The sequence below is a fragment of the Clostridium sp. UBA5712 genome, assembly GCF_002419845.1.
GTDB lineage: Bacteria > Bacillota > Clostridia > Clostridiales > Clostridiaceae > Clostridium_J > Clostridium_J sulfidigenes.
Genome location: NZ_DIGW01000014.1, coordinates 121496 through 146818, shown reverse-complemented (window position 1 = coordinate 146818; position 25323 = coordinate 121496). Strand labels below are relative to the sequence as shown.

22 protein-coding genes are annotated in these 25323 nt (G+C 30.8%); 4 read left to right on the top strand and 18 right to left on the bottom strand.

What is annotated here, in order from left to right; genetic code table 11:
• Positions 1-13: 13 nt before the first annotated feature.
• The 15 genes from B3B03_RS11680 to rsmH form a co-directional block, all read right to left on the bottom strand.
• Positions 14-790, bottom strand: coding sequence for an RNA-binding protein (locus B3B03_RS11680; RefSeq protein WP_346877401.1), 777 nt, complete (start codon positions 788-790; stop codon positions 14-16).
• 131 nt (positions 791-921) lie between these two features.
• Positions 922-1371 (bottom strand): cell division protein SepF, encoded by a 450-nt coding sequence (locus B3B03_RS11675; RefSeq protein WP_035129307.1) that lies wholly within the window; start codon positions 1369-1371, stop codon positions 922-924.
• 14 nt (positions 1372-1385) lie between these two features.
• Positions 1386-2054, bottom strand: coding sequence for a YggS family pyridoxal phosphate-dependent enzyme (locus B3B03_RS11670; protein ID WP_346877400.1), 669 nt, complete (start codon positions 2052-2054; stop codon positions 1386-1388).
• A gap of 117 nt (positions 2055-2171) precedes the next feature.
• Complete coding sequence (locus B3B03_RS11665; RefSeq protein WP_346877399.1) at positions 2172-2882, bottom strand: DUF881 domain-containing protein; 711 nt, start codon at positions 2880-2882, stop codon at positions 2172-2174.
• 12 nt (positions 2883-2894) lie between these two features.
• Positions 2895-3236, bottom strand: a complete 342-nt coding sequence (locus B3B03_RS11660; RefSeq protein ID WP_035129303.1) for a small basic family protein — start codon at positions 3234-3236, stop codon at positions 2895-2897.
• A 16-nt stretch (positions 3237-3252) separates the two neighbouring features.
• Positions 3253-3963 carry a DUF881 domain-containing protein gene (locus B3B03_RS11655; RefSeq protein ID WP_346847922.1) on the bottom strand — a complete coding sequence of 237 codons (711 nt, stop codon included), beginning with the start codon at positions 3961-3963 and terminating at the stop codon, positions 3253-3255.
• A gap of 63 nt (positions 3964-4026) precedes the next feature.
• Positions 4027-4827, bottom strand: a complete 801-nt coding sequence (locus B3B03_RS11650) for a cell division protein FtsQ/DivIB (RefSeq protein WP_346877398.1) — start codon at positions 4825-4827, stop codon at positions 4027-4029.
• A 481-nt stretch (positions 4828-5308) separates the two neighbouring features.
• A complete protein-coding gene (locus tag B3B03_RS11640) occupies positions 5309-5464 on the bottom strand; it encodes a hypothetical protein (RefSeq protein WP_346877397.1) in 156 nt (51 codons plus the stop codon).
• 118 nt (positions 5465-5582) lie between these two features.
• On the bottom strand, positions 5583-6692 hold the full coding sequence (gene spoVE / locus B3B03_RS11635) for a stage V sporulation protein E (protein WP_035129299.1): 1110 nt from the start codon (positions 6690-6692) through the stop codon (positions 5583-5585).
• Between the two features lie 22 nt (positions 6693-6714).
• Positions 6715-7671, bottom strand: coding sequence for a phospho-N-acetylmuramoyl-pentapeptide-transferase (gene mraY / locus B3B03_RS11630; RefSeq protein WP_035129292.1), 957 nt, complete (start codon positions 7669-7671; stop codon positions 6715-6717).
• A 13-nt stretch (positions 7672-7684) separates the two neighbouring features.
• Complete coding sequence (locus B3B03_RS11625) at positions 7685-9058, bottom strand: UDP-N-acetylmuramoyl-tripeptide--D-alanyl-D-alanine ligase (RefSeq protein ID WP_346877396.1); 1374 nt, start codon at positions 9056-9058, stop codon at positions 7685-7687.
• Entirely contained in the window at positions 9059-10507 is a 1449-nt protein-coding gene (locus B3B03_RS11620) for a UDP-N-acetylmuramoyl-L-alanyl-D-glutamate--2,6-diaminopimelate ligase (protein ID WP_346877395.1), read from the bottom strand. It lies immediately after the preceding gene.
• 119 nt (positions 10508-10626) lie between these two features.
• Complete coding sequence (locus tag B3B03_RS11615) at positions 10627-12822, bottom strand: stage V sporulation protein D (protein ID WP_346877394.1); 2196 nt, start codon at positions 12820-12822, stop codon at positions 10627-10629.
• Between the two features lie 18 nt (positions 12823-12840).
• On the bottom strand, positions 12841-13338 hold the full coding sequence (locus B3B03_RS11610) for a septum formation initiator family protein (protein WP_346877393.1): 498 nt from the start codon (positions 13336-13338) through the stop codon (positions 12841-12843).
• Positions 13339-13365: 27 nt separating this feature from the next.
• Positions 13366-14298 carry a 16S rRNA (cytosine(1402)-N(4))-methyltransferase RsmH gene (rsmH, locus tag B3B03_RS11605; protein ID WP_346877392.1) on the bottom strand — a complete coding sequence of 311 codons (933 nt, stop codon included), beginning with the start codon at positions 14296-14298 and terminating at the stop codon, positions 13366-13368.
• Between the two features lie 355 nt (positions 14299-14653).
• On the opposite strand from rsmH, the gene ychF reads away from it, so the two are divergent.
• Entirely contained in the window at positions 14654-15751 is a 1098-nt protein-coding gene (ychF, locus tag B3B03_RS11600; RefSeq protein ID WP_346877391.1) for a redox-regulated ATPase YchF, read from the top strand.
• 77 nt (positions 15752-15828) lie between these two features.
• Here the strand turns inward: ychF and B3B03_RS11595 are convergent, their stop codons facing one another.
• The gene (locus B3B03_RS11595; protein ID WP_346877390.1) at positions 15829-17823 is read right to left on the bottom strand and encodes a methyl-accepting chemotaxis protein; all 1995 of its coding nucleotides are present in this window, start codon (positions 17821-17823) and stop codon (positions 15829-15831) included.
• 509 nt (positions 17824-18332) lie between these two features.
• Positions 18333-20624, bottom strand: coding sequence for an AAA family ATPase (locus tag B3B03_RS11590; protein WP_346847913.1), 2292 nt, complete (start codon positions 20622-20624; stop codon positions 18333-18335).
• Positions 20625-20866: 242 nt separating this feature from the next.
• Between B3B03_RS11590 and B3B03_RS11585 the strand changes: the two genes are divergently transcribed.
• The 3 genes from B3B03_RS11585 (at position 20867) to B3B03_RS11575 (ending at position 22497) form a co-directional block, all read left to right on the top strand.
• A complete protein-coding gene (locus B3B03_RS11585; RefSeq protein ID WP_035129279.1) occupies positions 20867-21298 on the top strand; it encodes a hypothetical protein in 432 nt (143 codons plus the stop codon).
• 150 nt (positions 21299-21448) lie between these two features.
• A complete protein-coding gene (locus B3B03_RS11580; RefSeq protein WP_346847912.1) occupies positions 21449-21808 on the top strand; it encodes a CidA/LrgA family protein in 360 nt (119 codons plus the stop codon).
• Positions 21805-22497 carry an LrgB family protein gene (locus B3B03_RS11575; protein WP_346847911.1) on the top strand — a complete coding sequence of 231 codons (693 nt, stop codon included), beginning with the start codon at positions 21805-21807 and terminating at the stop codon, positions 22495-22497. Before B3B03_RS11580 ends, B3B03_RS11575 begins: the two co-directional genes overlap by 4 nt.
• Positions 22498-22675: 178 nt before the next feature.
• On the opposite strand, the gene B3B03_RS11570 is transcribed toward B3B03_RS11575, so the two are convergent.
• A complete protein-coding gene (locus B3B03_RS11570; protein ID WP_346877389.1) occupies positions 22676-25225 on the bottom strand; it encodes a calcium-translocating P-type ATPase, PMCA-type in 2550 nt (849 codons plus the stop codon).
• Positions 25226-25323: the final 98 nt, after the last annotated feature.

The following is a 25323-nucleotide window of genomic DNA, read 5'->3' as shown; positions in this document are numbered from 1 at the left end:
CCTTCACCCCGCATTAAATATATTTACCTATTAATAATTTAATTCGTCCCTTACTAGTTTCTCCTTCAATTGAATTAATTTTATACTTTCCAAATCCCCTTATGGTAATAGTATCCTTCATTTCTATTAATTTATCCTTTCTATTACATTTAAGATAATTTAATAATACAGACCCATTACTTATAAGATCTGTGCCCTTAGCCCTAGACATATTGCAAATACTAGGTACCACATTATCTAGTCTAAGGGATGTAACCATTATAATCTTTTCTTCAAATTCAATCTTTGGGATATCTTCACTATTTATATCTATTCTATCAATAGTACATGGACAATTTCCAATGTTAGTTAAATTATATTGAACATATTGAGAAACTGATCTTGTCATTGGAACAAAGCAAGCATCTCCTTTTACTACTAAGTCTCCAAATAAGCTTCTCTTAACTCCTAAAGCCATTATAGAGCCTAAATAATCTTTATGCTTAAGATCTTTAAACTTTGATTTATTTTTTATCTTTACAATATGAATATCATAGTCCAGAGTTTCATATGTATTAGTAGAAAAACATAACATCTTTCTCTCACAATCCGCAAACACACCAGTACCATGAACAAAAACCCCAAGTTTACTTTGGTTGTTTTTTATATTCATATAGATATCCGGAGTCACAAACTCCTTTGTATATATAGGAATTTCTATGTTCTTACATAGTTCTATGTCCTCATATATACTTGAAATATAATTTTTATCGTGGTCTTTAAATATATCTAAAAATGCCTTCTTCTCCATAGCTTTCCTCTAATTCATTATATATTATTATAATTCCTCTTAATACTGTTCATGTTTTTTAAGCTATATTCTACCACTCAAATATATATAAAATTAACCACGTAATACTTTACTAAGTTCGAGTACTAGACTTATTTGAAGGAACTAAAAATTCCTTTGTTTGTAAGCTCATTTTTTAATTCATTACTAACTTCAATATTAGATGGAGTTAATATAAATACTCCCTTTTCTACAGGTTGAAGTCCTCCCTCTAATGCGTAAATAGCTCCTATTAGGAAATCAAGTATTCTTTGACCTTCCTTAGGCTCTACTCCATTTAAGTTAACAATAACTATTCTTCTAGACTTTAAATTGTCTACAATAATTTTTCCCTCATCATAATTTGAAGGCTTACTAATTACAACCTTTGAGGATGATGCAGTATGAATATTAACTATTTTATTTTGCTTCTTGCTTACGAAAGGTTCAATTTCAATCTCCTCTTCACCTTCATCATAGTTTTCTTCCCTGTTCTCTAATAATTCTTCATCATCTTCTTCATCAAATCCCATCATTCTACTTATTCCTTTGAAAAATTCCATAATAAACCTTCCTCCTACTTTAATTTGTTATAATCTCTTTTCCCAAAAACCCCTTCACCAATTCGAATCATATTTGATCCTACTTTTAAAGCTTCTTTATAATCTCCACTCATTCCCATAGATAAAATCTCCATGGTAATATTTTTATAGCTTTTAGTTTTCAGGGTATCAAATACTTCTTTAGTCTTAGTAAAATAGTAATTACAACTTTCAGTATCTCCTTTTGGAATAGTAGCCATAATACCTTTCACCTTGACGTTTTTACACTGTTCACAAGCATTTATAAGTTCATCTAAATCCTCCATCATAATCCCAGTTTTAGACTCTTCTCTACCTATATTAATTTGAATTAATACATTTGCAATAAGTTCCTTACTTGAAAATTGTTTTTCAATCTCCTGTAAAAGTCTAACACTATCTAAAGAATGTATTAAATAAACTCGTCCAACTAAATATTTAACCTTATTTCTTTGAAGATGACCTATTAAGTGCCACCTAATATCCTTAGGTAAGATTTCTTGCTTTTCCATTAACTCTTGAACTTTATTCTCTCCAAAATTTCTTTCCCCTAAGTCATATACATTTTGTATTTCAGCTATAGATCTAGTTTTTGATACTGAAATCAATGTCACTTCTTCTGGCAACTCATTCTTCAATTTTATAAAATTTTCTTCAATAGACAATTTTATTCCTCCCGTCTCATATACAAACTCTAGCTTATAATGGAAAATATATGCCCATATAATTTATTCTCGATATAATCTAAAAAACCTTTAATATTATTAATTTTTTCTAGTTTTTTATTTTAATTTTAGATACTCACTTTTTAACTCTCCATTATAGGCTGGCAACTTTTCATCATAAACTGATTCAATATCTACATAACAGCCTCTTGCCTTCAAACTCTTAAGTTGATTTTGTTGATTTTCAAGAAAACTATTTATTACATCCTGATTTCCAATAGCTGTAATGTAAAAAGGAGCTATTACTTTTATCCCATCTAACTCTATGGTTGCTCCAGCACAAAGTCCAGCTGTTGAACCTATTATTCTATATCCATTAATAGCTATTGCCTCTGCTCCTGCAGCTCTTAAATCATTAACAACCATTGTTAAATCCGAATCATGAATTAACATATAAAGGGGTACATCTTGCCCTAAAATTGTAGCTTCCGGTGCATCATTTAAAGTAATCTTTACACCATTTCCCACCACTGGAAGCAAACCTAATGCAAGTTTATTTTTGCTTATCTCTCCAATCATCTCTTTTCTAACTTCATCCTCAGATATACTACTTCTTTCATATTTATTAATTTTATCATTAGTTTCAACATATTGGTCTTCTAAATTACTTATTTCATTTTGTAACTTTGTCCTACTATCATATGCCTTTTGATACTGCTCTACATCTAAAAATTTAGTTTTTCCTCCTAAATTTACATTCATAGCTATTAAAATACCAATTATAATGGTAGCTATAAGTAAAAATATATTAGCTTCATTAACTCGCATTTAATTATCTCCTTAATGATGTGTTTTTATTCTATCCATCAATAACCTTCTTATAACAGCAAAGTTTGTAAATATCCTCTGTCCAAATATTATAATTGCTGCAATATATACAGGTATACCCAGCTTATCCCCTAGATAAACCATTCCTGCTGCTAAAAATGCATTTCCAAAGAATCCTGATATAAATATATCTGGTCTAAAATCCTTATTTAAGGTAGCTCTAATAGCCCCAAAAGTGGAGTCTATACAAGCAAATATTGCAACAGATATATATGGTGATAATTTAAGTGGAAAATTTATGTTGAAAGCTATTCCTAATATAATTCCTATTATAAGTCCTATTAATGCAATCATTTCATCACTCCTACTTTTAGTTTTCTTGTACTTCTTTTATGTGTTCATATTTTACTGGTATACTTGCCTTTTTAATTTTAATATTATCCTTTGTTTCCGATGTAACCTCACAGATTCTTTTCACTCTATTAGGAATGAACCATCCCATAGCCCCTTCTAATATAGTCTTATTTCCTATAGCTTTTATAACTATACGCTCCTGTTGTGAAATTCTTTCACCATTAATTCTAATACTATTTCCTGCTATCCTTATACTGCTGTTTCCAATAAGTCTTATATCATTTATAGATACAGCTTCAGCCCCTGCAGCATATAATTCATTAACGATATACAGTAACTCATAATCTTGTATAGGATCATCTTCTACTTGTGGAGTGAATAAACTAGTTTTAGGATCAATATATATTGTAATACCTGGCCCCTCAACATTAGTTAATCCGGCTCTAAGTCTAGTATTATTTAGCTCTTCAAGGAGCCTTTGATTCTTTGTATCTTCTGTTGCTTCCTTTTCGTATTCAGCCGCCTTCACCTCTAGTTCCTCAACAGCCTTTTCCAATTCTTCCTTTTGTTTTTTTAATTGCTCATTTTCTAATAATATTTCTGGACTTTGTGAACCCTCAACTTTATCTGTACTTTGCTCTCCTATAGTATTAAGTTGAGTGATTATAACAAATCCAAACATTAAAAATATAAGTCCGGTACATAGCTTGGAAATAATACTTTTCACTTACCCTACCTCCCAATAAAATCTTTCTTGAACTATGATGCTTTTACTTTTTAATCTTTTGATCTATTTTTCCTTATAAATAACTGGATTGCCTTCAAAACTTACATCCACATATCCCTTCATCTCTCCAAGGGTCCCACTTTCTATTATGCTAAACCCCCTAGCAACTTTGCTATTAATTTTATCAACAGTTCCAAGTTTCATGTGTAAATTATTTACGTATAATTTTAAGTCTACAAAGTCATTAACTTCCAATTTTATTATGTTATATTTTTCAAACAAACTATTTTCTTTTATAAATTTATGAATATTGCAAATTGCCTTTATTTTATCTTCGTCTATATTTTTAATCTGTTCGCCTATTTTTAAACATGTTTCATCAATTCCTTCAATCTTTAAAGCTTCTATACCTTCGATAGATTCCTTTTTTTCCAAAACCACACCCTTATCATCAATCACATAGAAACCTCCTGATATTTCTGTGTAGAAAGCAATCTTTCTCTCATTGATAGCAATAGAGAGTTTGTTAGGGTATTTTCTAATAATGGTTGCTTCTAATATGTAAGGGTTTTTCTCTAACTCTTTTTCTATTTTTTTTGTTTTTATCTTGAATATATTGGTACCCTTTTGAAGCTTTGTAGTTGTTTTAACACCGTCTTCAGATAAATTTACCAACCCACTAACTAAAATCTCTGATAAATTAAAAGTAGGTAAAGTTAAAGCCAAAGTTATTAAAATAGAAATCATTACTACAAGTAGTAACATGGTCTTTTTTAATTTAATTATTTTTTTCTTTCGCTTTAATATCTGTTCTTTATTATCTATTATATAATTACCATAACTCTGTTTAGTTTTTTTTGCCACATCTTCACCACCAAATTACAATATATGAACATGAAAGTAAATTAATACACCTTCTATCATACCATTTTTATATTACAAATTCATTACAAAAATATTAAATATTATGGCTCTGTTGAAAATTACAGTGATAGAATATACATGCTATGAGAATATTGGTGGACGTCCCTTAAAGTTCGTGCTGAAACAAGGCTTTGTGCCCCTAAAAAAATATAGGCGTAGCCTCATATTTTGACTCTATGTATTTAAAAAGAAACATATAATTACTAAGATACTTAGTTGAAACACCTTTATAGGGCCTCATAAAACTTTTTACCTTGCTATGAAGGTTATTAATTCTTTGGATATTATATGAACCTACTCTGCGAGAACCCGTAGGGATTGCTATATGTTTTGATTTACTTATAGGAAGATAGTGTGCTTGTAACAAAACAGTGAATCTGTTACAAGCACACTATCTTTTTTATTACTCTTCCTAGTACTCTTAAAAGATCACTACTTTCTGGACGTCCCATACAGCTAGGCTCAATATTAAAACATCATTCATTGTTTTACTTATTTCTAAAATTAGTTTTAATCTTTCATTTTCTTTTACTTCTCTAGCTAACGCTAACACTTCGTGATAATTTGGCGAACTCATTATCAAACCTCCATAATTAATGTTCCTATAAATCGTCTCCATGATTTATCACTTTAATCAACAACAGAGCCAAAATAATAGGACTGAAGATGCTTTCTATTCTTCAGTCCTATTATTTCTATGAAGTTTTTTTATTGTTCTGCCGAGTTATATTAAGAAGTATTCCCATAAATAGCATATTAATTACTAAGGAAGACCCTCCATAGCTTATGAATGGTAGAGGAACCCCTGTTACTGGCATAGAGCCTGTAACAACAGCAATATTGATTAAACTTTGAATAACTACTACAGAAGTTATTCCTGTAGCTAATAGGGAACCGTACATATCCTTTGCCTTAGATGCTGCAATAACTCCCCTCCATAGAAACAGTATAAACAATATAATTATAAAGGCACAGCCTATAAAACCTAGTTCTTCACCTATAACTGACAATATAAAATCATTATGAGGTTCAGGAATATAAAAACACTTTTGTCTTGATTGACCTATTCCAACACCAATAAGTCCTCCAGAACCTAATGCTAAGAGAGATTGTACCAATTGATATCCATCTCCTTGAGAATCACTCCAAGGATTAGTAAAACTTAAAAGTCTTCTAAGTCTATATTCCTCTGTTAAAATAAAAACAGCACCTAAAACTCCTACAGTTCCTATTAGTCCTCCCATATGAATAACTTTAGTTCCAGCTACAAATAACATTATAAGACTAACCACCATGGTGACTGTGGCAATACTAAGATTCTTTTCAAGAAGAATCATTCCTGCTATAAAACCTGCAAATAAAAGGTTAGGCACTACGCCCTTCCAAAACTTTTTTATATTTTGGGGATTGCTTGATATATATTTTGCTACAAAAAGCACTACCACGTACTTTGCAATCTCCGATGGTTGAAAGGATAGAGGTCCAAGTCTAATCCACCGCTGAGCTCCCTTTACTGGTGGAAATAAAAACACTAAGCAAAGGGCTATAAATGTAAAGATTATTAAAATTCTTGTATACTTTTTATACTTATGGTAATCGATATTCAATGTGATCATCATTCCAATAAGTCCAAGTCCAGCCCACTGAAGCTGTTTCCATAAAAAGAATTCTGCATCATCATATTTAAAGGCTGAAAAATATGAACTAGCACTATATACCATGACAACTCCCACTGTAACTAACATAATAATTACAGCAAAAAGTAGAAAGTCCACATCTCCCAATTTCATTTTGGGTTTTTTCATATTAAATTCCTCCTACGCCATTTTAATAAGTTAGTGCAAGGAATCCTATTAAACATAGTATAACTGTTATGATGGAAAATACTGCTACTATCTTACTTTCATGCCATCCCTTTAATTCAAAGTGATGATGTAGAGGTGCCATCTTAAATACTCTCTTTCCAGTAAGTTTAAAGGAAGCAACCTGAATAATTACTGAAAGAGTTTCTAATAAATAAACTCCACCTACAATTATTACTATAAGCTCTAGCTTTAATATCATAGCAATAGCTGCAACAGCTCCTCCAAGAGCTAATGAACCACCATCTCCCATGAAAATTTGTGCTGGATACGAGTTGTACTTTAAGAATCCAAGAATAGCTCCAGCTAGAATTCCACAGAAAATTGCTAAAGTATAATATGCCATGCCAAAACTTACAAGAGCAAAGAAAGTCATAATTAAAAGGGTAATAGAACTACAAAGCCCATCTAATCCATCTGTAAGATTAACCGCATTAGTTACTGCTGCAAAGTATACTACTATAAAAGGTATAAATAGCACTTTTAAATCCCAAGTTACTGTACCTAGGAAAGGTATCATAATATCCGTTCCTATTTTATCCTTAGCATAATATCCAAAGACTATAGATACTATTACCAAAAGCAACATTTTTTGATAACTTTTTAAGCCTTCATTCTTCTTCTTGATTATCTTTAGACCATCATCTAAAAATCCTATAGCTCCAAAGGCGATAAGGGCATAAAGAGCAAGCATTGCTTCATCATGAGGATTTCTAACCATTAATATCATAGTAATACAAGTAGAAATAATAAATATTATTCCTCCCATGGTTGGAGTTCCCTGTTTTTTTAAATGACTTTGTGGTCCATCTTCTCTAATGTTTTGGCCAAATTTCAACTTGTGTAATCCTGGTATTATAAATGGTGCTATTGCAAAAGATATTATAAATGCTACTAAAATAGAATATATTAACTTATTCATATTCCATCCCTCCCTATATATTTTTCTTTTGTAATTCTTTAATTATATTTTCAAATTTCATAGATCTAGATGCCTTTATTAATAAAATATCATCACTTTTAATAGTTTTCTTTAATTCTGCTATTAGCTCCTCCATGGAATTAAAATCCATAAAATTTTCACTGCCATAGCCCTTTTTAAAGTTCTCATTAAACTCTCCTAGGGTAAATAATAAATCTATGCCCCTTGCCTTTGCATAAGCTCCTACCTGCTCATGAGCTCTAGCAGAATCCTCACCTAGTTCCTTCATGGTTCCAAGTACAGCAATTTTTCTTCCATTATATTGTTTTAAGACCTCTAGAGCAGCCTCCATAGAATCTGGACTTGCATTATAAGCATCATTTATTATAGTATAGTTATCTAAATTTAAAACATCCAATCTCATAGATGTAGCCTGTAAATTTTCTATTCCTCCTTGGATTTCTTCATAGGTAACCTTAAGCTCTCTAGCTACAGCTATTGCCAATAATGAATTAAGCACATTATGTTTTCCTGGTACTGGTACTTTTATAGTAGCATTTACATCCTCACCATTTTCCTTAACACCAAACTCTATACTGTCCTTATTTATAATTATTCTACAACCTTTAAAATTATAATCACTATCTATACCAATTTTTACAATTTTATATTTATCTGTGTAATAATTGTGAAGCATATCATTATCTCCATTTATAATTAACACATTTTCTTCTGTAAAATTATTTGCTATTTCTAGTTTAGCTTTTAAAATATTTTCTCTAGTCTTTAAGTTTTCTAGGTGAGATGTACCTATGTTAGTTATGACCCCTATAGATGGTTTTGCTACTTTTGCCAAGGTATCAATTTCTCCCAAGTCACTCATACCCATCTCTAAAATTGCAACCTGGTAAGTTTTATCTAATTTAAATATCATCAAAGGAAGTCCAATATCATTATTAAAATTCCCTTGGGTTTTAAACACCCTATATTTTTTGCTAAGAGCTGCTGCCATTAAATCCTTTGTGGATGTCTTACCAGTAGAACCAGTAATTCCTACCACATTTATATCTAAAGTACTAATATAGTAGGATGCTAAATCAAGAAGGGCCCTCTTAGTATCCTTAACTAAAATTATAGATAAATCTTTTTCATCTAAATCTTCATATTGTTCTTTTTCATGTACTATACAAAGTTTAGCTCCACTATCTATAGCTCCCTTTACAAATTTATGACCATCAAAGTTTTCTCCCTTGATTGCTATAAAAATATCTCCCAAAGAGACATTTCTACTATCTATGGTTACATTAGAAAACTCTTCTGTAGCTCCACTAATTAATATTTCTCCGGATATAGCCTCAGCTATTTCCTTTAACCTTATAGTTTCCATCTAAAGCTCCAACTCCTCTATCAATTCTAATACAACTTCCTTTTCATCAAAATGAATAGTTTCATTTTTAAGGATTTGGTAAGTTTCATGTCCTTTTCCTGCAATTACTATAATATCATCTTTTTCCCCGAGGAGTAAGGCTGTTTTTATGGCTTCTCTTCTATTTTCAATAAGTTTATAGTTAGATTTCTCAACCCCAGCCTTAATATCTTCTAATATCATATAAGGATCTTCGCTTCTTGGATTATCAGAGGTTATTATGGCTATATCACTGAGTTCTGTTCCTATTTCACCCATGATAGGTCTTTTGGTTCTATCTCTATCACCACCACACCCAAAGATACAAATCAACTTTCCTTTAGTAAGTTCTCTAAGATTTTCTAAGATATTTTTTAAGCTATCTGGAGTATGAGAATAATCTCTAATTACTTGAAAACCTAAGTTCATCCCTAAAGTTAAGTTCTCACATCTTCCAGGCACAGTAACCTTAGAAAGTCCTTCAACAATAGTATCCATATCTATACCTTCATCTAAGGCAGCTCCAATACAACCTAGTGCATTGTAAACATTATATCTACCTGGTATAGGCAACTGAACTTTATATGTTTTTTCATTTCCTTTTAAATTAAATATAATTCCCGTAGATTCTAAATTAATGTCTGTTCCCCTTAAATCACTTTCTTTTTCAATAGAATAAGTTGTTACCCTTGAATTTATTTTTTCAAGAAGCTTAATTCCATAACTATCATCTACATTTACCACAGAATGTTTACAAATTTTAAACAACTTGCTTTTTGCATTGAAGTAGTTTTCAAAGGTTTTATGGAAATCTAAATGGTCTTGAGTTAGATTTGTAAATATCCCTTGTGAAAATTCAATCCCATAAACTCTATCTAAGTCTAAAGAGTGAGATGAAACTTCCATAACACAATAATCTATATCACTGTCTACCATATCCTTAAAAAGCTTTTGCAATTCCAAAGATTCTGGAGTAGTTTTTTCTGTATGAATCTCCTTATCCCCTATATAGTTAGCTATGGTACCTATTAGCCCAACTTTATACCCCTTTGCCTCTAATATTCCCTTTAACATAAAGGCAGAAGTAGTCTTGCCATTGGTACCAGTTATACCTATTATTTTCATCTTTTTGCTTGGATTATCATAAAAGTTTGAAGCTGCTATAGCTAATGCCCTTCTACCATTTTCAACTTTTATAAACGTTATTCCTTCAACAAGAGTCACATCTTTTTCAACCACTACAGCTTTAGCACCATTTTCTATAGCCTTTGATATAAAATTGTGTCCATCTACATTAAATCCTCCTATTGCAAAAAACATATCTTCACATTTTATCTTTCTACTATCATATTGAGGATCATTAATTTCTATACTCTCATCTCCACTTAACACTGTATAGGTTGATCCCTTTAATATCTCTTCTATTTTCATCTTGCTCACATCCTTAAAATACTTTTCTTTCTAATTAAAACATTGTCCAAAATTTAATTTTTATACCTTATAGCATATAAAATCCGGTAGCACAAGTCAACCTGTAACTACCGGATAATCTAATCTACTAAGGTGCCAAGATGGAAGGTTACCGTGGTTCCTTTTTTAATTTCTTGGTTTCCTGCAACACTTTGTTCTACCACTAGACCTTCACCTATAAATTCACTCTTTAATCCTAAATCATTGAAAAGCTTTATGATACTTTCCTTTGTAAATCCCTTTAAATCAGGAATTATAACTGTATCTGCGCTTCCATTACTGCCTCCTGCATATAGGATTATCTCTTTACCTTCCTTAAGAGTAAACCCTGGTTTTGGATTTATATCTGTTATAGTGCCTCCACTACCTTCTACTCTAATAGTTAACCCTGCATCAGTTATTACTTTTTTAGCATCTGCAACTGATAGTCCCCTAACCTCAGGAACAATTACATCTGCTTTTAAACTTTCATCAACTTCCATATAGCTTCCATTAGGCTTCATTTCTGTATAATTAAACAAATCATTAAATAACTTTTGTCCAACTGGGGCAGCAATTTGTCCCGCATAGTACCAAGATGGATTTGGTTCATCAATAGATACAAATACTGTATACTTTGGATTATCAGCAGGAGCCATCCCTGCAAAGGATGATAGATACTTACCATTTGCATATCCACCATTAACAGTGTCTACCTTTTGTGCTGTACCAGTTTTACCAGCAATTCTATATCCATCAATTTTAGCCTTTGATCCTCCACCTGCACCAACTACTTGTTCTAAATGAGACCTCATTTCAGTCATAGCCTCTGGAGTAAAACGTTGTTGCTTTTCTATCTTATAGGTTTCATCAACTACTAGCTCTTTTTTATCATCATAATGATTTATTTCCTTCATTAAATGAGGTGTTATCAAATATCCACCATTGGCAATTGCATTGAAAGCTCTCATAAATTGAACTCCTGTAGTTGTATTGCTTTGTCCAAAGGATATAGTAGCTAAGTCTGTTACAGATATATCTTTTGTGGCTTTAACTATACCAGCTGATTCACCAGGTAAATCAATTCCGGTTTTATGTCCTAACCCAAACTTTTCAATATATTCGTTAAGATTTGCAGCACCTAATCTTTCTCCTAAAACCATAAATCCAACATTACAAGAATTTTTTAATATTTCTTCAAAGGTTTGAGGACCATGACCTGAAGTCTTCCAACAGTGAATATTTCTTCCCCCAATATTAAGGGAGCCTCCACAATTAAAAGCTTCTCCCTCTGTAAGAATCCCTTTTTCTATGGCCGCCGTGGCTGTAACTACCTTAAAAATAGAACCAGGTTCATAGGCATCACTGACTAATCTATTTCTCCACATCTGCTGAATGTCATCATCTGATGTTCCCCCAACCCACGGATTATTAGGATCATAATCTGGCTTATTTGCTAAAGCCAATATTTCTCCTGTATTAGGATCCATAACCATAATTGATACTGCTTTAGCCTCATTATCTGCCAAGGCCTCTTCAGCTAACTTTTCTGCAAAGTTTTGTATATTTTCATCAATGGTAGTAACTACGTTTCTTCCATCAATAGGTTCTGTAAATTCTGAGATTGTATATGGTAATCCCTCACTCTTTTGGTCAATTTCAGCAACTTTAATTCCTGGAACTCCAGATAGATACTTATTATAATACAGTTCTAACCCTGTGAGTCCTTCTCCATCTGAATTAGTATGACCTAATATATGGGCAGCAAAATTACCATTTGGATAATACCTTTTCGTATCAGGTGATATTACTATACCATTTATGTTATTATTTTTACAAAACTCTCTTATGGCATCTGTTGCATCCTTTTCTATTCTTCTCTTTAATATTGCAGAGCCTCTAGGTTTTCCATTGGGAAGAGGATTAGTTAATATGTGTAACACGTCAGCCTGTTCTTCTCCAATTATTCCACTTAGAGTTGTTGCAACTTGTTCCATGGTCATTCCATTATTTTCTATATCTTTTCTTAAAGTGTTCAAATCTAAGTCCGCTCTATAAACATTAGCACTTATTGCTAGCTCATTACCATTTCTATCTAATATCTTACCTCTTTTAGCATTTATCCTAACATCACTGGTCCATTGCTGTTTCGCCAAAGACTTATAGGTTGATTCTTCAACAAACATAACATAACCTAATCTTATACTTAATCCTAGGAAAACTAAGAAGGCTAATAGCATAGCTAACATCATTCTCTTTTTCATTAACACCTTATCAACAAAATATTTCTTTGCCACCTACAATTACCTCACTAACTAATTAAATAATAAGTTTTTAATTTTATTTAATAAACTAACCCCTTTTTCTTCATTAGTGCTACTTGTAGCTATCTCTTTAATTGCATCAATATCACAATAGATTGCATTAGTACTCTTTGGTTCAATCATTTTTAATTCTTTAGTGGCAACTTCTTCTATGTAGGAAAAATTGTTAAACTTAAGTAGTTTTATTCTCAAATCTTCACTCTCTTCTGTTAGCGTTTGTATCTGCTCTTGAAGAACTATTATTTCCTTTTGATTATTATATATAGCACTGTATCTAGATACAATAATAGCCCCAACTAGTCCTACTGCTACTATACTTCCATTAAGCTTTAAAAATTTTGCTATCTTTTGCTTTCTAACTTTTCTTAATTCTTCTTTACTAGGGCCTTGTTTAGTAGGAGTTTTTACCCTTTCTCTAGGTAACGGATTTACCTGAGAAGCTAAAGCTGTATTCCCACTTACCGTATTTTTTCTATTTTCTACTACCATTTTACTACCCCCATCTAGTTTTTAGAACTAAATCTTTTTACATCCCCTTAACTTGGCGCTTTTACTTCTTGAATTATTAGCAAGTTCTTCCTTAGTGGCTTCTATAGGCTTTTTGTTAATCAATTTAATTATTGGCTTTTTCCCACAAACACACATAGGAAGATCCTTAGGACATTTACATGGATCCACTAAATCTCTAAACTTATTTTTTACAATTCTATCTTCTAAAGAATGGAATGTAATTATTGCCATAACTCCATCCTTATTTAAAGCTTCTATGCCATCTCCTATGGCTCTATCTAAAATACTCAATTCGCTGTTTACTTCTATTCTAATACCTTGAAATGTTCTTTTAGCAGGGTGTCCACCCTCCCTTTTAAACTTGGCAGGTATGCACTCATCTATAATTTTTACAAGTTCAAGGGTAGTTTCAACAGGTTTTACTTTTCTTTTTTCTACTATCCTGCTCGCAATTCTTCTTGAAAACTTCTCCTCCCCAAAATCTCTAAGAATTCTAAAGAGTTCATCCTCACTATATTCATTCACTACATTATAGGCTGAAAAAGCTTCTTCCCTATTCATTCTCATATCTAAGGCCGCTTCCTTCATATAACTAAAGCCTCTTTCACCTTGATCCAACTGATAAGATGAAACTCCTAAATCCATGAGTATACCATCAACTTTTTCTATTCCTAAAGACTCCAATATGTCCTTAATATTATAAAAATTATTGTGTACATAGGTAATGTTATTAAAATCCTTTAGCTTTTCCTTTGCAGCCTTAAGAGCATCTAAATCTTGGTCTATTCCTATTAATCTTCCCTTTGGTGAAAGTTTCTTTAAAATTTCCTTTGAATGACCTGCTCCACCTAAAGTGCAATCAACATATATACCATCTTCTTTAATATCTAACATTTCTATGCATTCTTCTAACATTACTGAAAAGTGTTTAAATTCCATTATATATTCTCCTTTGTTTCGTCTATGGTTTATAAAATATAAACTATAGAATCCATTTATACACTTTTCATTGTACCATAAATAATTCTATAAGTTTACATAAATTCCTTTTAAATATTCCCTAAATGAAAAACTTTTTTTAAACAAATTTATAGATATATATAAAGAATCTCCAACTAATTTCAAATATATTACATTTATATAATATAGTTCCTTATTTTTCTACGGTTTTTTCTCTATTACTCTATATAACTTGTAGAATTATTGAAATTCCCTTTTCTGTAGAGTATAATTTAAAAGAATGAAATTTTTAAGTAATAAGCCACATGGTTTACATAGAAAGGACGAGTATTATATGAAATTAGGAATAGTAGGTTTACCTAACGTAGGAAAAAGTACATTATTTAATGCCATTACAAAAGCAGGAGCAGAGTCTGCTAACTATCCCTTTTGTACTATAGAGCCAAATGTAGGAGTTGTTAGTGTACCTGACAACCGTCTTGATGTATTACAAAAATTATATAATTCTAAAAAACAAGTGCATACTGCCATAGAATTCTATGACATAGCAGGATTAGTTAAAGGAGCAAGTAAAGGTGAAGGACTTGGAAACAAGTTTTTATCTCATATAAGAGAAGTAGCTTCAATTGTTCATACTGTTAGATGTTTTAAAGATGATAATGTTGTTCATGTAGAAGGATCTGTATCACCTATAAGAGATATTGAAACTATTAATTTAGAATTAATTTTTTCTGATTTAGAAGTCCTAGAAAGAAGAATGGAAAAGTCTATAAAACTAGTACGCTCAGGGGATAAGACTGCAAAGGTTGAATATGCAATTATGGAAAAAATTAAAAAACATTTAGAAGACAATATGCCAGTTAGAACTTTAGAGTTTACAGATGAAGAAGATGAATTTGTTAAATCTCTTTTCTTAATAACTTCTAAACCTGTATTATATGCATGCAATGTAAGTGAAGAAGACTTAATGGAGTGTGGCGGAGAAAACGAAATGGTAAAAGAAGTAGAAGCCTATGCTGCTAAGGAGAAATCTGAAATTATCATAGTATGTGCTAAATTAGAAGAAGAATTATCTACATTAGATGATGAAGAAAAGAAAGACTTACTTTCAGAGTATGGTCTTGAAGAATCAGGTCTTGATAAACTAATCCATGCAAGTTATAAACTTCTTGGACTAATGAGCTACTTAACTGCTGGTGTTCAAGAGGTAAGAGCTTGGACAATTAAAATAGGTACAAAGGCACCTGCTGCTGCCGGTAAAATTCATACCGACATTGAACGTGGATTTATCCGTGCTGAGGTAATTTCCTTTGATAAGTTAGTTGAATGTGGTTCTGAAGCTGCAGCTAAAGAAAAAGGCTTCTACAGACTTGAAGGAAAAGAATATATAATGCAAGATGGAGATGTAGTAAACTTTAGATTTAATGTATAATTATTCTAAAATTAAATTCTTTATATAATTTGAAAATGTATGAGTGAAATTCACTCATACATTTTTTATATAATGTATTATTCAATTATAAACTTTGAAATCTCAAATTTTAAAGTTTCAGATAATTCATTTAAATTTTGAGTATATCTTGAAATTTCATCCATATTAGCAGTAATTTCTTCTGTAGAAGCTGATATTTCTTCTGTGGCTGAAGCAGTGCTTTCTGAAATTGATGTAACATTTTCTATTTCTTTTACTACATTAATTTTTTCATATTGAATATTCTCAATAGATTTTTTAATTTCACTTATCTTACTTGATAACTCAAGTACACTTCCAGATATGTTTTCAAAAATTTGTGAGGTTTCACTTACCATTTTTCCTTCTTCATCTACCACTTGTTGAGAGTTATTTATAGCAGATACAGCTAACATAGATTTTTCTTCTATCGCTTTAATCATAACATTTATTCTATCAGTTGAACTCTTTGATTGATCTGCTAATCTTCTTATTTCATTAGCTACTACAGCAAATCCCTTACCTGCCTCGCCAGATCTAGCTGCCTCTATAGATGCATTCAAAGATAATAAATTAGTTTGTTCTGTTATATCAGAAATTGTTTTAGATATAAGATTTATTTGATCCATACTTTCATTTACTTCTTTCACTATATTTCCAACAACTTCAAAAGTATCTTTTATTTTCGTTGAACTGTTTATTAGCTCTGAAACTATTTTGCTTCCTTCAATACTATAATTCTTTGTATCTTTAGATATACTATCAATTTCTGTAGAGGAGTTTTCTATATTATCAATTCCTTGGGCTAAATCCTCCATATGGCTTGCACATTGAATAGTACTTTCAGCTTGATTAGATGCACCTGAAGCTATTTCATCCATGGCTATATGCGTTTGTGAAAGGGCAGTAGTAGTTTCATTAGACATTATAGCTAAATCAGCTGCAGTTTTTAATACCACCTGAGATGACTTGTCCACATTTTTCATTAACAGTGCAATTGATTCCATCATATTGTTAAAGTAATCTCCTAATTCTTTAAAGTCATCTTTGGACTTAATTTCTACTTTACCTGTAAAATCTCCTTTGGCAGCTTTAGATATTACGTTCTTAACCTTTTTCATATTTTTAGCGATGCCTTCTCCTAAAATTATGCTTATAATTATTGCAACTATTCCTATTACAATTATCCCTATTATTAAAAAGCTTCTAACTGCATTAGTATCTTTTAATAATTCTATTTCCGGTATAAATGCCACTAATTTTATGTTTTCTAAGGAATTCAAATTATAAACTACAAAATTTCTTTTTCCATTATTACTTAATTCTATAAAACCTGAATTATCATCTACTACAGATTTAAGTTCCTCATCTACCTCTATTAAATTTTTACCTATTAAGCCTTCATCTGTATGAGATATAATATCCCCATTACTACTACATACAACTACAACCCCTTCATCACCTATTTTTATGTTAGATATACTTGAACTAAAAACATCTAAAGATAAATCTAATCCAACAACTCCAACAACCTGTCCATCCTTTACCACTGTCCTAGCCAGTGTAACCGTAGTTTTTTGATCTTCAGCACTAGTATATGGAGATGTAATTATATAGGAGTCCTTATTTGCTGTAGCTAAAGTATACCATTCCTTCTCCTTATGATTATATCCATCTGGAAGATTAATTTTGTGGGAAGTATAAAAATCACCATTCTCTGTTCCATAAAACACTGTACTAATATTAGAATCTGATACTTCTACATTATTCATATGACTTATTATATCTTTAATGCTTTCACTACTATTGTCCAACTCAATAAACTTACTGTTAAGTGTTAGTGAATTTATTTGATTCGCTACTGTATTAAAATAATTTTCTATCCCTCTATTCACCTCTACCAGTGTTTGACCAGTGGAGTACTTTAAGTTATCCTTAAGTAAACTATAACATTCATTATAAACCAATAAGGCTATAAAAATTAAAGGGATAATAGATACTCCTAGCAACGAAATTATAAGTTTACTCTTTAAGCTGTTTAAATTCTTTTTCATATACCCATCCCCATTCAAAATTTATTAATATAAAGTTTTTCAAACTTTATATTTTAATTTTCGAAACATTCATAAAATTCTTTATATAGAATAATTATACTAATATACAATTATTAATTAGGTATGTAGTTGATTGAAGTTATAAAACTAAAATGGATGTTTCGAAGAGCAAAACCTATATAATTAAACTTCTCTTCCAAAGGCAATCGCTCTATTTTAAATAACTTAATTAAATATAAATGGAGGGTATTATTACAACTCATCACCTTAAAAGTTGCATAATACTCTCCACTTTACACTTATTGTATATTTATTCCCTCAATATTGAAAATATATGATATGCTAATACATTCCCATAAAACTAGCTAGTTATATAACAATATACCTATATTACTATTTCACTATATACCTATATTAATTTTTACATATATAAATAGTTATATATGAATATAGTTAACTATTTGTTCTATTCATGGGGGTTTCAAGGAATTTGCACCATTCCTTTACCATCATTTCTTCTCATATTCTATACACTGCTTACTTATTAACTCCATTATATTATCCATAGTAATTTCTTCAGCATCAAATATTAACTCCATGGCATCTTCCACAGTTTCTATAGTATATATTTTAAATTCACCTTCAAAAATTGCTCTCTCAACTTCTCTTGAAAGTACTAAATCATCTTTATTAGATAGAGGAATAACAACTCCCTTTCCTTCCGTATCATCCATGATTTTACACACTTCGAAGAATCCTTCAATTTTTTCATTTACACCACCTATAGGCTGTACTTGACCAAATTGATTTATGGATCCAGTAATTGAAATATTTTGTTTGATAGGAATCTTGCAAAGAGCAGATATTATAGCTAATGCTTCAGCTACTGATGCACTATCACCATCTATAACTCCATATAACTGCTCAAAGCTAAGATTGAAATCTACTGGTAGAGTTTTATATCCTCCATTGATATTATTAATATATCCTTTTAAAATATTAATTCCCTTAGTATGAATTTTACCACTTAGGTTGGATTCCCTTTGAGCATCAATGATTTTTCCTTCTCCCTTAAAACAGGTACAGGTTATTTTAACAGGTTTACCAAAACTTGTATATCCCGTATCAATGACAGAAAGCCCGTTAATTTGCCCCACCTTGCTTCCCGAAACATCTATTAACAATCTTTTTTCATCATATAACTCTAGATATTCTCTTTCTATAGGTTCTTTCCTATAAGCAATGTTCTCTATATTATCTCCATCAATAAACTCCCTTGCCTCTTCTGCTGCTTTATAATTAGCTTGTATTATAAGGTTTGATAATTCATCATGGTCAAAATGTATCTTATTTTTATTTTCTGCCTTTCTAGATAAAAATTTTGCAATTTCTCTTATGCCACTAGATGTTATAGGTTTAATATTATTTTCCTTAGACAATCTATTTATTTCTTTTATTAATACAGTTTTAACCTTATTCTCAGCCTTCAATACTCCTCTATAATCAGCCCTCGTCTTAAATATTGTTCTGAATTCTTTATCATAGTTATACAATGCGTCATAAATATCATAATCCCCAATTATTATTACTTTAGTATTAATTGGCATAGGTACTGGTTTTAAACTACTTAAAGTAAATAGTTCTATATATCCTCTGTTGTAATCCAAGTCTACTTTTTCTGATATTATAGCTCTTTTCAAATAATAATAAGACTGAGAATTACTAAGTAGACTACTGGCTCTAAGAATTAGGCATCCCCCATTAGCTCTTAAATAACTACCTGCTCTTATGGATTTTACAGTAGATACATATATATTATTATGATTTTCATAATCTATAGATCCAAAAAGGTTAGATACACTAGGATCTTCTTCAAAGATTACTGGTGGATATTCAATATCTGAATTATCAACAATTACATTTACATCATATTTATATATAATGTCTCTTATAGCTTCTTCATCATCCTCGTAGCTTATAGAATAGTTTTCCTCAAGTTCACCCTTAATCTCAGTAATTAAGTAATGAATATAAGCCTTAGCCTCACTATCATCATTAAATTCTTCTTCTATTATTACATTTAACTCTTCCATTTCTTCTTTAAAAAAGTTATCCATTATCTCTCTAATTCTATTTATTTCATCATTTTTCATATTTCTTAACTTTTCTAATATGTCATTAGCATTTATCTTTAACTCATCCACTTTATTTAATATTTCAAATTTTTCTTCTTCCTTAAGATTATCGAATTCATCCTCTGTCATTTCTTTTCCATCAACTAGGGGTATAAATGTAAATCCATCCCCACTAGTTTTTATATCAAAACCATATTCTTTAGAAAGTTTAATTAAATCTCCAACTATTTTGCTACGCCTATCTTTAATAGTACTAATAAGGTGCTCTTTTTCTTTATTATCTATACCATTATAAAATTTAAATATACTTTCTGCATAAAATTCTTGAATTTTGTCTACTACCTTTTTAAGCTTATTTCCATATCCATTGTTAACAAACAAAGGAACAGGTTCCTTTACATTTCCTTTTATAACATAACATATATCCTTTGGTGGCTTTCCATCCGTCAATATATGTTTTACATAGCTAATAATATGTTTTACTCTATCCTTGCAAAATTCATCAACTAAGTAAATATTATATCCTTCCCCATTTAAAAGAAGTGAGGTTTTTATTTTATTATATGCATCCTTATATTGTGGCAATATAAATTCGCCTTCTATTTCTCTATCTTCAACAATTTCAAAATCGTACAAAACTTCACTGGGTTTTAAAACTCTTTTCATACTGTCCTCCCAAATAAAATCATTTAGTATATTAATATTCTTATAAAAGGACTTTTGGAACAAAAACATAAAAATTCATATTATAATTTTAAAAAATTCATGATATATTTTTAAAAATTAAACATAAACTTGTTATAACAACTTAATTATTATATAATAATGATATTGTGTAATATTATACACTTGAATACAGTCAGATATTATACGTAGTTATTTATTCTTCATGTAAAGGAGTTATTCATATGGGATTCAAAGACAAATTATCACAAAGTTATTCTAATGCTTTTATAAATAGATATGGTGATAGAATAACACAAGTTCAAGGAAGGGCTTTATCTGTTAAAACAGAGGAGAAATCTTTTCTTGGAATTTTAAATACTATTATTGTTACTATTGTAGTGAAACAAGACAGTGCTAGAACTATAGCAACTTGTGTTTATAAGAAAAAGAGATGGTTTAAAAAGCCAGAATTCATTCCTGTATCTCAAGGCCATTCTTTATTAATCCAAGGTTTAAAACCTGATTATTCTAAAAAGAAAAAGAAGAAAAAGAAAGTTAAGGACTACATAAGCATAATGAACGTTATGAACCTTACTAATAAGAGAGACTTAGTTCCTGTTGAAGGTGGTCAAAAGAAGATACAGAGAGTAAGACAAGATAGAAGATTTAAATAAGTAATGAAGCTCCCTTGGCTGGGGCGTAATTGGAAAACTTAACTTTTTAGTTAGCACAGGATACTATTTGTATCCTGTGTTTTTTGACATACCTATAAAAAAGATGTACAATTCTAAATTGGTAGTACCAATTTAGAAAGGGATGTTTATATGAAGTATTTTCGTCAATTTGGAATTATTTTGGCAGTAACTTTTATTGGAGAAATATTAAAATATATTATTCCATTACCTATTCCTGCTAGTATATATGGTTTAATTCTCATGCTTATAATTTTAAAAACAAAAATAATTTCCCTTGAACAAGTGAAGGAAACTGGAACTTTTTTAATAGAAATTATGCCTCTTATGTTTATACCAGCAGCAGTTGGTTTATTAGTTTCTTGGGATGTACTAAAGAATATTTGGATTCCTGTTATTATAATAACTATTTTAACCACAGTTATTGTAATGATAGTGACAGGTAAGGTTACCCAGTTTATGATTAAGCTAGAGAGGATGAATAGAAATTGAAGGATTTATTATGTAATTCAGCATTTTTCGGAGTAGTGGTCAGTATTCTAGGCTATGAAATAGGGTTGTTTTTAAAAAAGAAATTTAATAATGGGATCTTTAACCCCTTACTTATTTCAATTCTTTTTGTAATGGCAGCTTTAGTTATTTTTAAAGTAGATTTTGAAAGTTACAATAATGGAGCAAAATATTTAAGCTATTTACTAACTCCTGCTACAGTATGTCTAGCAATCCCTCTATATGAGCAACTGGATTTATTAAAAAACAATTTTAAAGCTATTATAATAGGAATTTTTTCAGGAGTAGCAGCCAGTCTTATAAGTGTATTTTTATTCGCCTTGCTTTTTCAGTTTACCCATGAACAGTATGTAACCTTGCTTCCAAAGTCCATTACCACAGCTATAGGAATGGGAATTTCAGAAGAGCTAAATGGAATTGTTACAATTACAGTAGCTGTCATTATTGTAACTGGTATTATTGGTAATATCCTTGCTGAAGTTATTTGTAAGGTATTTCATATCCATGAACCAATTGCTAAAGGAATTGCCATAGGAACCTCTTCCCATGCCATAGGAACTTCAAAGGCAATGGAAATTGGAGAAATAGAAGGTGCTATGAGTGGTCTTGCAATAGCAGTGGCAGGTTTATTCACAGTAATTGGTGCCTCCATATTTGCTAATCTTTTGTAATTGTTGGGCTCTGCTTAAAATTACAGCAATATATTTGTACAAGCTATAAGCATATAAATAGCCAAGGCATCTACAGTGATATGCTTCCCTTATGGTAGACAGTTTAAATAATAAAATTGTCTATTATAAGGATGAGAATATCAGAAAGTACCATGGCTATTTTTCACTTAAAATATTCTTAAGTTCTGTTTCCTACAAAAGTAGCAATGCTATTAATAAAGGATATTATTCCTGAGAAAAATACAATGATTGCCCACTGTCCAATACCTATAGACATGGTATGGAATATACCTTGTAACATAGGAACATATATTACTAATAAAAGTGCTGTCACTGAAATAATAACAGAACCCAATAAATACATATTGGTAAATGGATTGATTTCAAAGAGAGAATACTTTTCACTTCTACATTCAAATACGTGAATTAACTGTGAGCAAATTAAAGTTCCAAGGGCTAAAGTTCTACATACTCCTAATCCATATCCATAATACTTACCCGCTAAGAATGCAAGAACTGTACAAACACCAATTAATGCACCTCTAATTAATATCTTTTCTTTTAATCCCCTTGCAAAAACACTTTCGCCTTTTTTTCTTGGCTTTTCATACATTATATTTTTATTTGGTGGGTCTACTCCAAGAGCTATAGCTGGAAGTCCATCAGTAACTAAATTTACAAATAAAATTTGAATTGGAAGCAGTGGTACTTCTAAATAAAACAATGAAGCTAAGAACATAGTCAATACTTCACCTAAGTTACAGGATAATAGATATCTTATAAATTTTCTAATATTATCATATATAACTCTACCTTCTTCTACTGCAGTTACAATAGTAGCAAAGTTGTCATCTAACAATATCATAGATGCCGCTTCCTTAGTTACATCTGTTCCTGAAATTCCCATAGCTATTCCAATGTCAGCTTCTTTAATAGCAGGGGCATCATTAACTCCATCCCCAGTCATAGCTACAATATTACCTCTACTTTTAAAAGCTTTTACTATTCTTAATTTATGTTTAGGGCTAACCCTTGCAAATATTCTATAATCGTCTATGGATTTTTCAAGTTCTTTATCATTTATTCTATCAAGTTCAGCTCCTGTAATTACTTCCTTGCTTTCATTACATATATTTAGATCTTTCCCTATGGCAAAGGCTGTATTTTTGTGGTCACCTGTAATCATAACCGGTCTTATTCCTGCAACTCTGCACTTTAAAACTGCATCCTTTACTTCTTTTCTTGGTGGGTCTATAATTCCAGCCACCCCTACAAAAATTAAACCATTTTCCACCTTGTCTCCCTTAATTAAGTTATTATCTTTATATGCACCTGCAATGCATCTAAGCGCTCTAAAGGACATATCATCAATAAGCTTTTCTACACTTCTTCTATAAGGTATAGTTAATGGCTCTACCCTTCCATTTACTAATATATGTGAACATCTATCAAGTACTCGCTCTGGAGCTCCTTTAACATAACATACATCCTTCTTAGTAGTTACGTCCTTCACAATTACTGTCATCATTTTTCTTGTAGAATCAAATGGGATATCAAAAATCCTCTCTACTTTACTATTAAATCTTTCTATTTCAGAAACCTTTTTAAAGAAGCCTTTTATTAAAGCAGTCTCTGTTGGGTCTCCCATTAAAGCCTTTTCCATGGAATTAGAAGAATAATTATAGTTACAATCATTACAATATACAAATATCTTTTTTAAAATATCATGGTCAAAACTTTTATCTTCATCAATATCATGAATTTTTCCATTATGAAGAAGTGCTGTTACCGTCATTCTATTTTCTGTTAAAGTTCCTGTTTTATCACTACATATTACAGAGGTACATCCTAGGGTTTCCACTGCTGGTAACTTTCTTACTAGGGCATTTCTCTTAAGCATTCTTGATACCCCTAAAGCAAGGGCAACAGTTACTATAGCTGATAACCCTTCTGGAATAGCAGCAACGGCTAAACTAACCCCAGATAAAAACATGTCATAGACATTTTCACCTCTATAAATACCTAAAAAGGTTACTACTGCACATATAGTTAAGCAAAGAACTACAAGTACTTTTCCAAGGGAATTTAATCTTTCCTTTAGTGGGGATGGTTCATCTTCTATAGAGTGAAGCATATGAGCTATTCTCCCCATTTCTGTATTCATTCCAGTTCCATATACCTTTGCTTTTCCCCTACCTGTCAATACGATAGTTCCCATATATATATTATTATCACTGTCCTCTGGATTCTTGTGCACTCCTACGGATTCACCAGTTAGAAGAGATTCATCCATCATAAGATTATTTCCTTCAACTAAAATACTATCAGCAGGTATCCTATCCCCACTTTCTAATATAACCAAATCTCCTGGTACTAAATATATGGAATTAATAACTTCAATTTTTCCATCCCTTATTACCTTAGCAGTAGGTGATGATAATTTTTTTAACTGTTCTAAGGATTTTTCAGTTTTATATTCTTGTACAAAACCTAAAATTCCATTCATTACTATAATTATTAGAATAGTTATAGCGTCTGCTTTATCCCCCATAAAACCCGATATAACGGTTGCCACCATTAGTATCCAAATAATCAAATCATTAAATTGTGACAAGAATATTTTTATAGGTGACACTTTTTTCTTACTCTGTAACTCATTTAGTCCGTATTCTTTCAGCCTATCTTCTATTTCATTGGTAGATAGCCCTCTATATTCTTTAGCACTCACATTTTTTCCCCCTTACAATTTTTTTATTTATAGTTAGAAATAATCTATCATTAAAATATATGTACCATCCTACCAGTATATGAAAACTTTAACTTTAC

Bases quoted from the DNA above. Each gene is read 5' to 3' on its own strand.
- B3B03_RS11680 (WP_346877401.1), bottom strand. From the start codon at position 790: ATGGAGAAGAAGGCATTTTTAGATATATTTAAAGACCACGATAAAAAT.
- B3B03_RS11675 (WP_035129307.1), bottom strand. From the start codon at position 1,371: ATGGAATTTTTCAAAGGAATAAGTAGAATGATGGGATTTGATGAAGAA.
- B3B03_RS11665 (WP_346877399.1), bottom strand. From the start codon at position 2,882: ATGCGAGTTAATGAAGCTAATATATTTTTACTTATAGCTACCATTATA.
- B3B03_RS11660 (WP_035129303.1), bottom strand. From the start codon at position 3,236: ATGATTGCATTAATAGGACTTATAATAGGAATTATATTAGGAATAGCT.
- B3B03_RS11640 (WP_346877397.1), bottom strand. From the start codon at position 5,464: ATGAGTTCGCCAAATTATCACGAAGTGTTAGCGTTAGCTAGAGAAGTA.
- spoVE (WP_035129299.1), bottom strand. From the start codon at position 6,692: ATGAAAAAACCCAAAATGAAATTGGGAGATGTGGACTTTCTACTTTTT.
- mraY (WP_035129292.1), bottom strand. From the start codon at position 7,671: ATGAATAAGTTAATATATTCTATTTTAGTAGCATTTATAATATCTTTT.
- B3B03_RS11625 (WP_346877396.1), bottom strand. From the start codon at position 9,058: ATGGAAACTATAAGGTTAAAGGAAATAGCTGAGGCTATATCCGGAGAA.
- B3B03_RS11620 (WP_346877395.1), bottom strand. From the start codon at position 10,507: ATGAAAATAGAAGAGATATTAAAGGGATCAACCTATACAGTGTTAAGT.
- B3B03_RS11610 (WP_346877393.1), bottom strand. From the start codon at position 13,338: ATGGTAGTAGAAAATAGAAAAAATACGGTAAGTGGGAATACAGCTTTA.
- rsmH (WP_346877392.1), bottom strand. From the start codon at position 14,298: ATGGAATTTAAACACTTTTCAGTAATGTTAGAAGAATGCATAGAAATG.
- ychF (WP_346877391.1), top strand. From the start codon at position 14,654: ATGAAATTAGGAATAGTAGGTTTACCTAACGTAGGAAAAAGTACATTA.
- B3B03_RS11595 (WP_346877390.1), bottom strand. From the start codon at position 17,823: ATGAAAAAGAATTTAAACAGCTTAAAGAGTAAACTTATAATTTCGTTG.
- B3B03_RS11590 (WP_346847913.1), bottom strand. From the start codon at position 20,624: ATGAAAAGAGTTTTAAAACCCAGTGAAGTTTTGTACGATTTTGAAATT.
- B3B03_RS11585 (WP_035129279.1), top strand. From the start codon at position 20,867: ATGGGATTCAAAGACAAATTATCACAAAGTTATTCTAATGCTTTTATA.
- B3B03_RS11580 (WP_346847912.1), top strand. From the start codon at position 21,449: ATGAAGTATTTTCGTCAATTTGGAATTATTTTGGCAGTAACTTTTATT.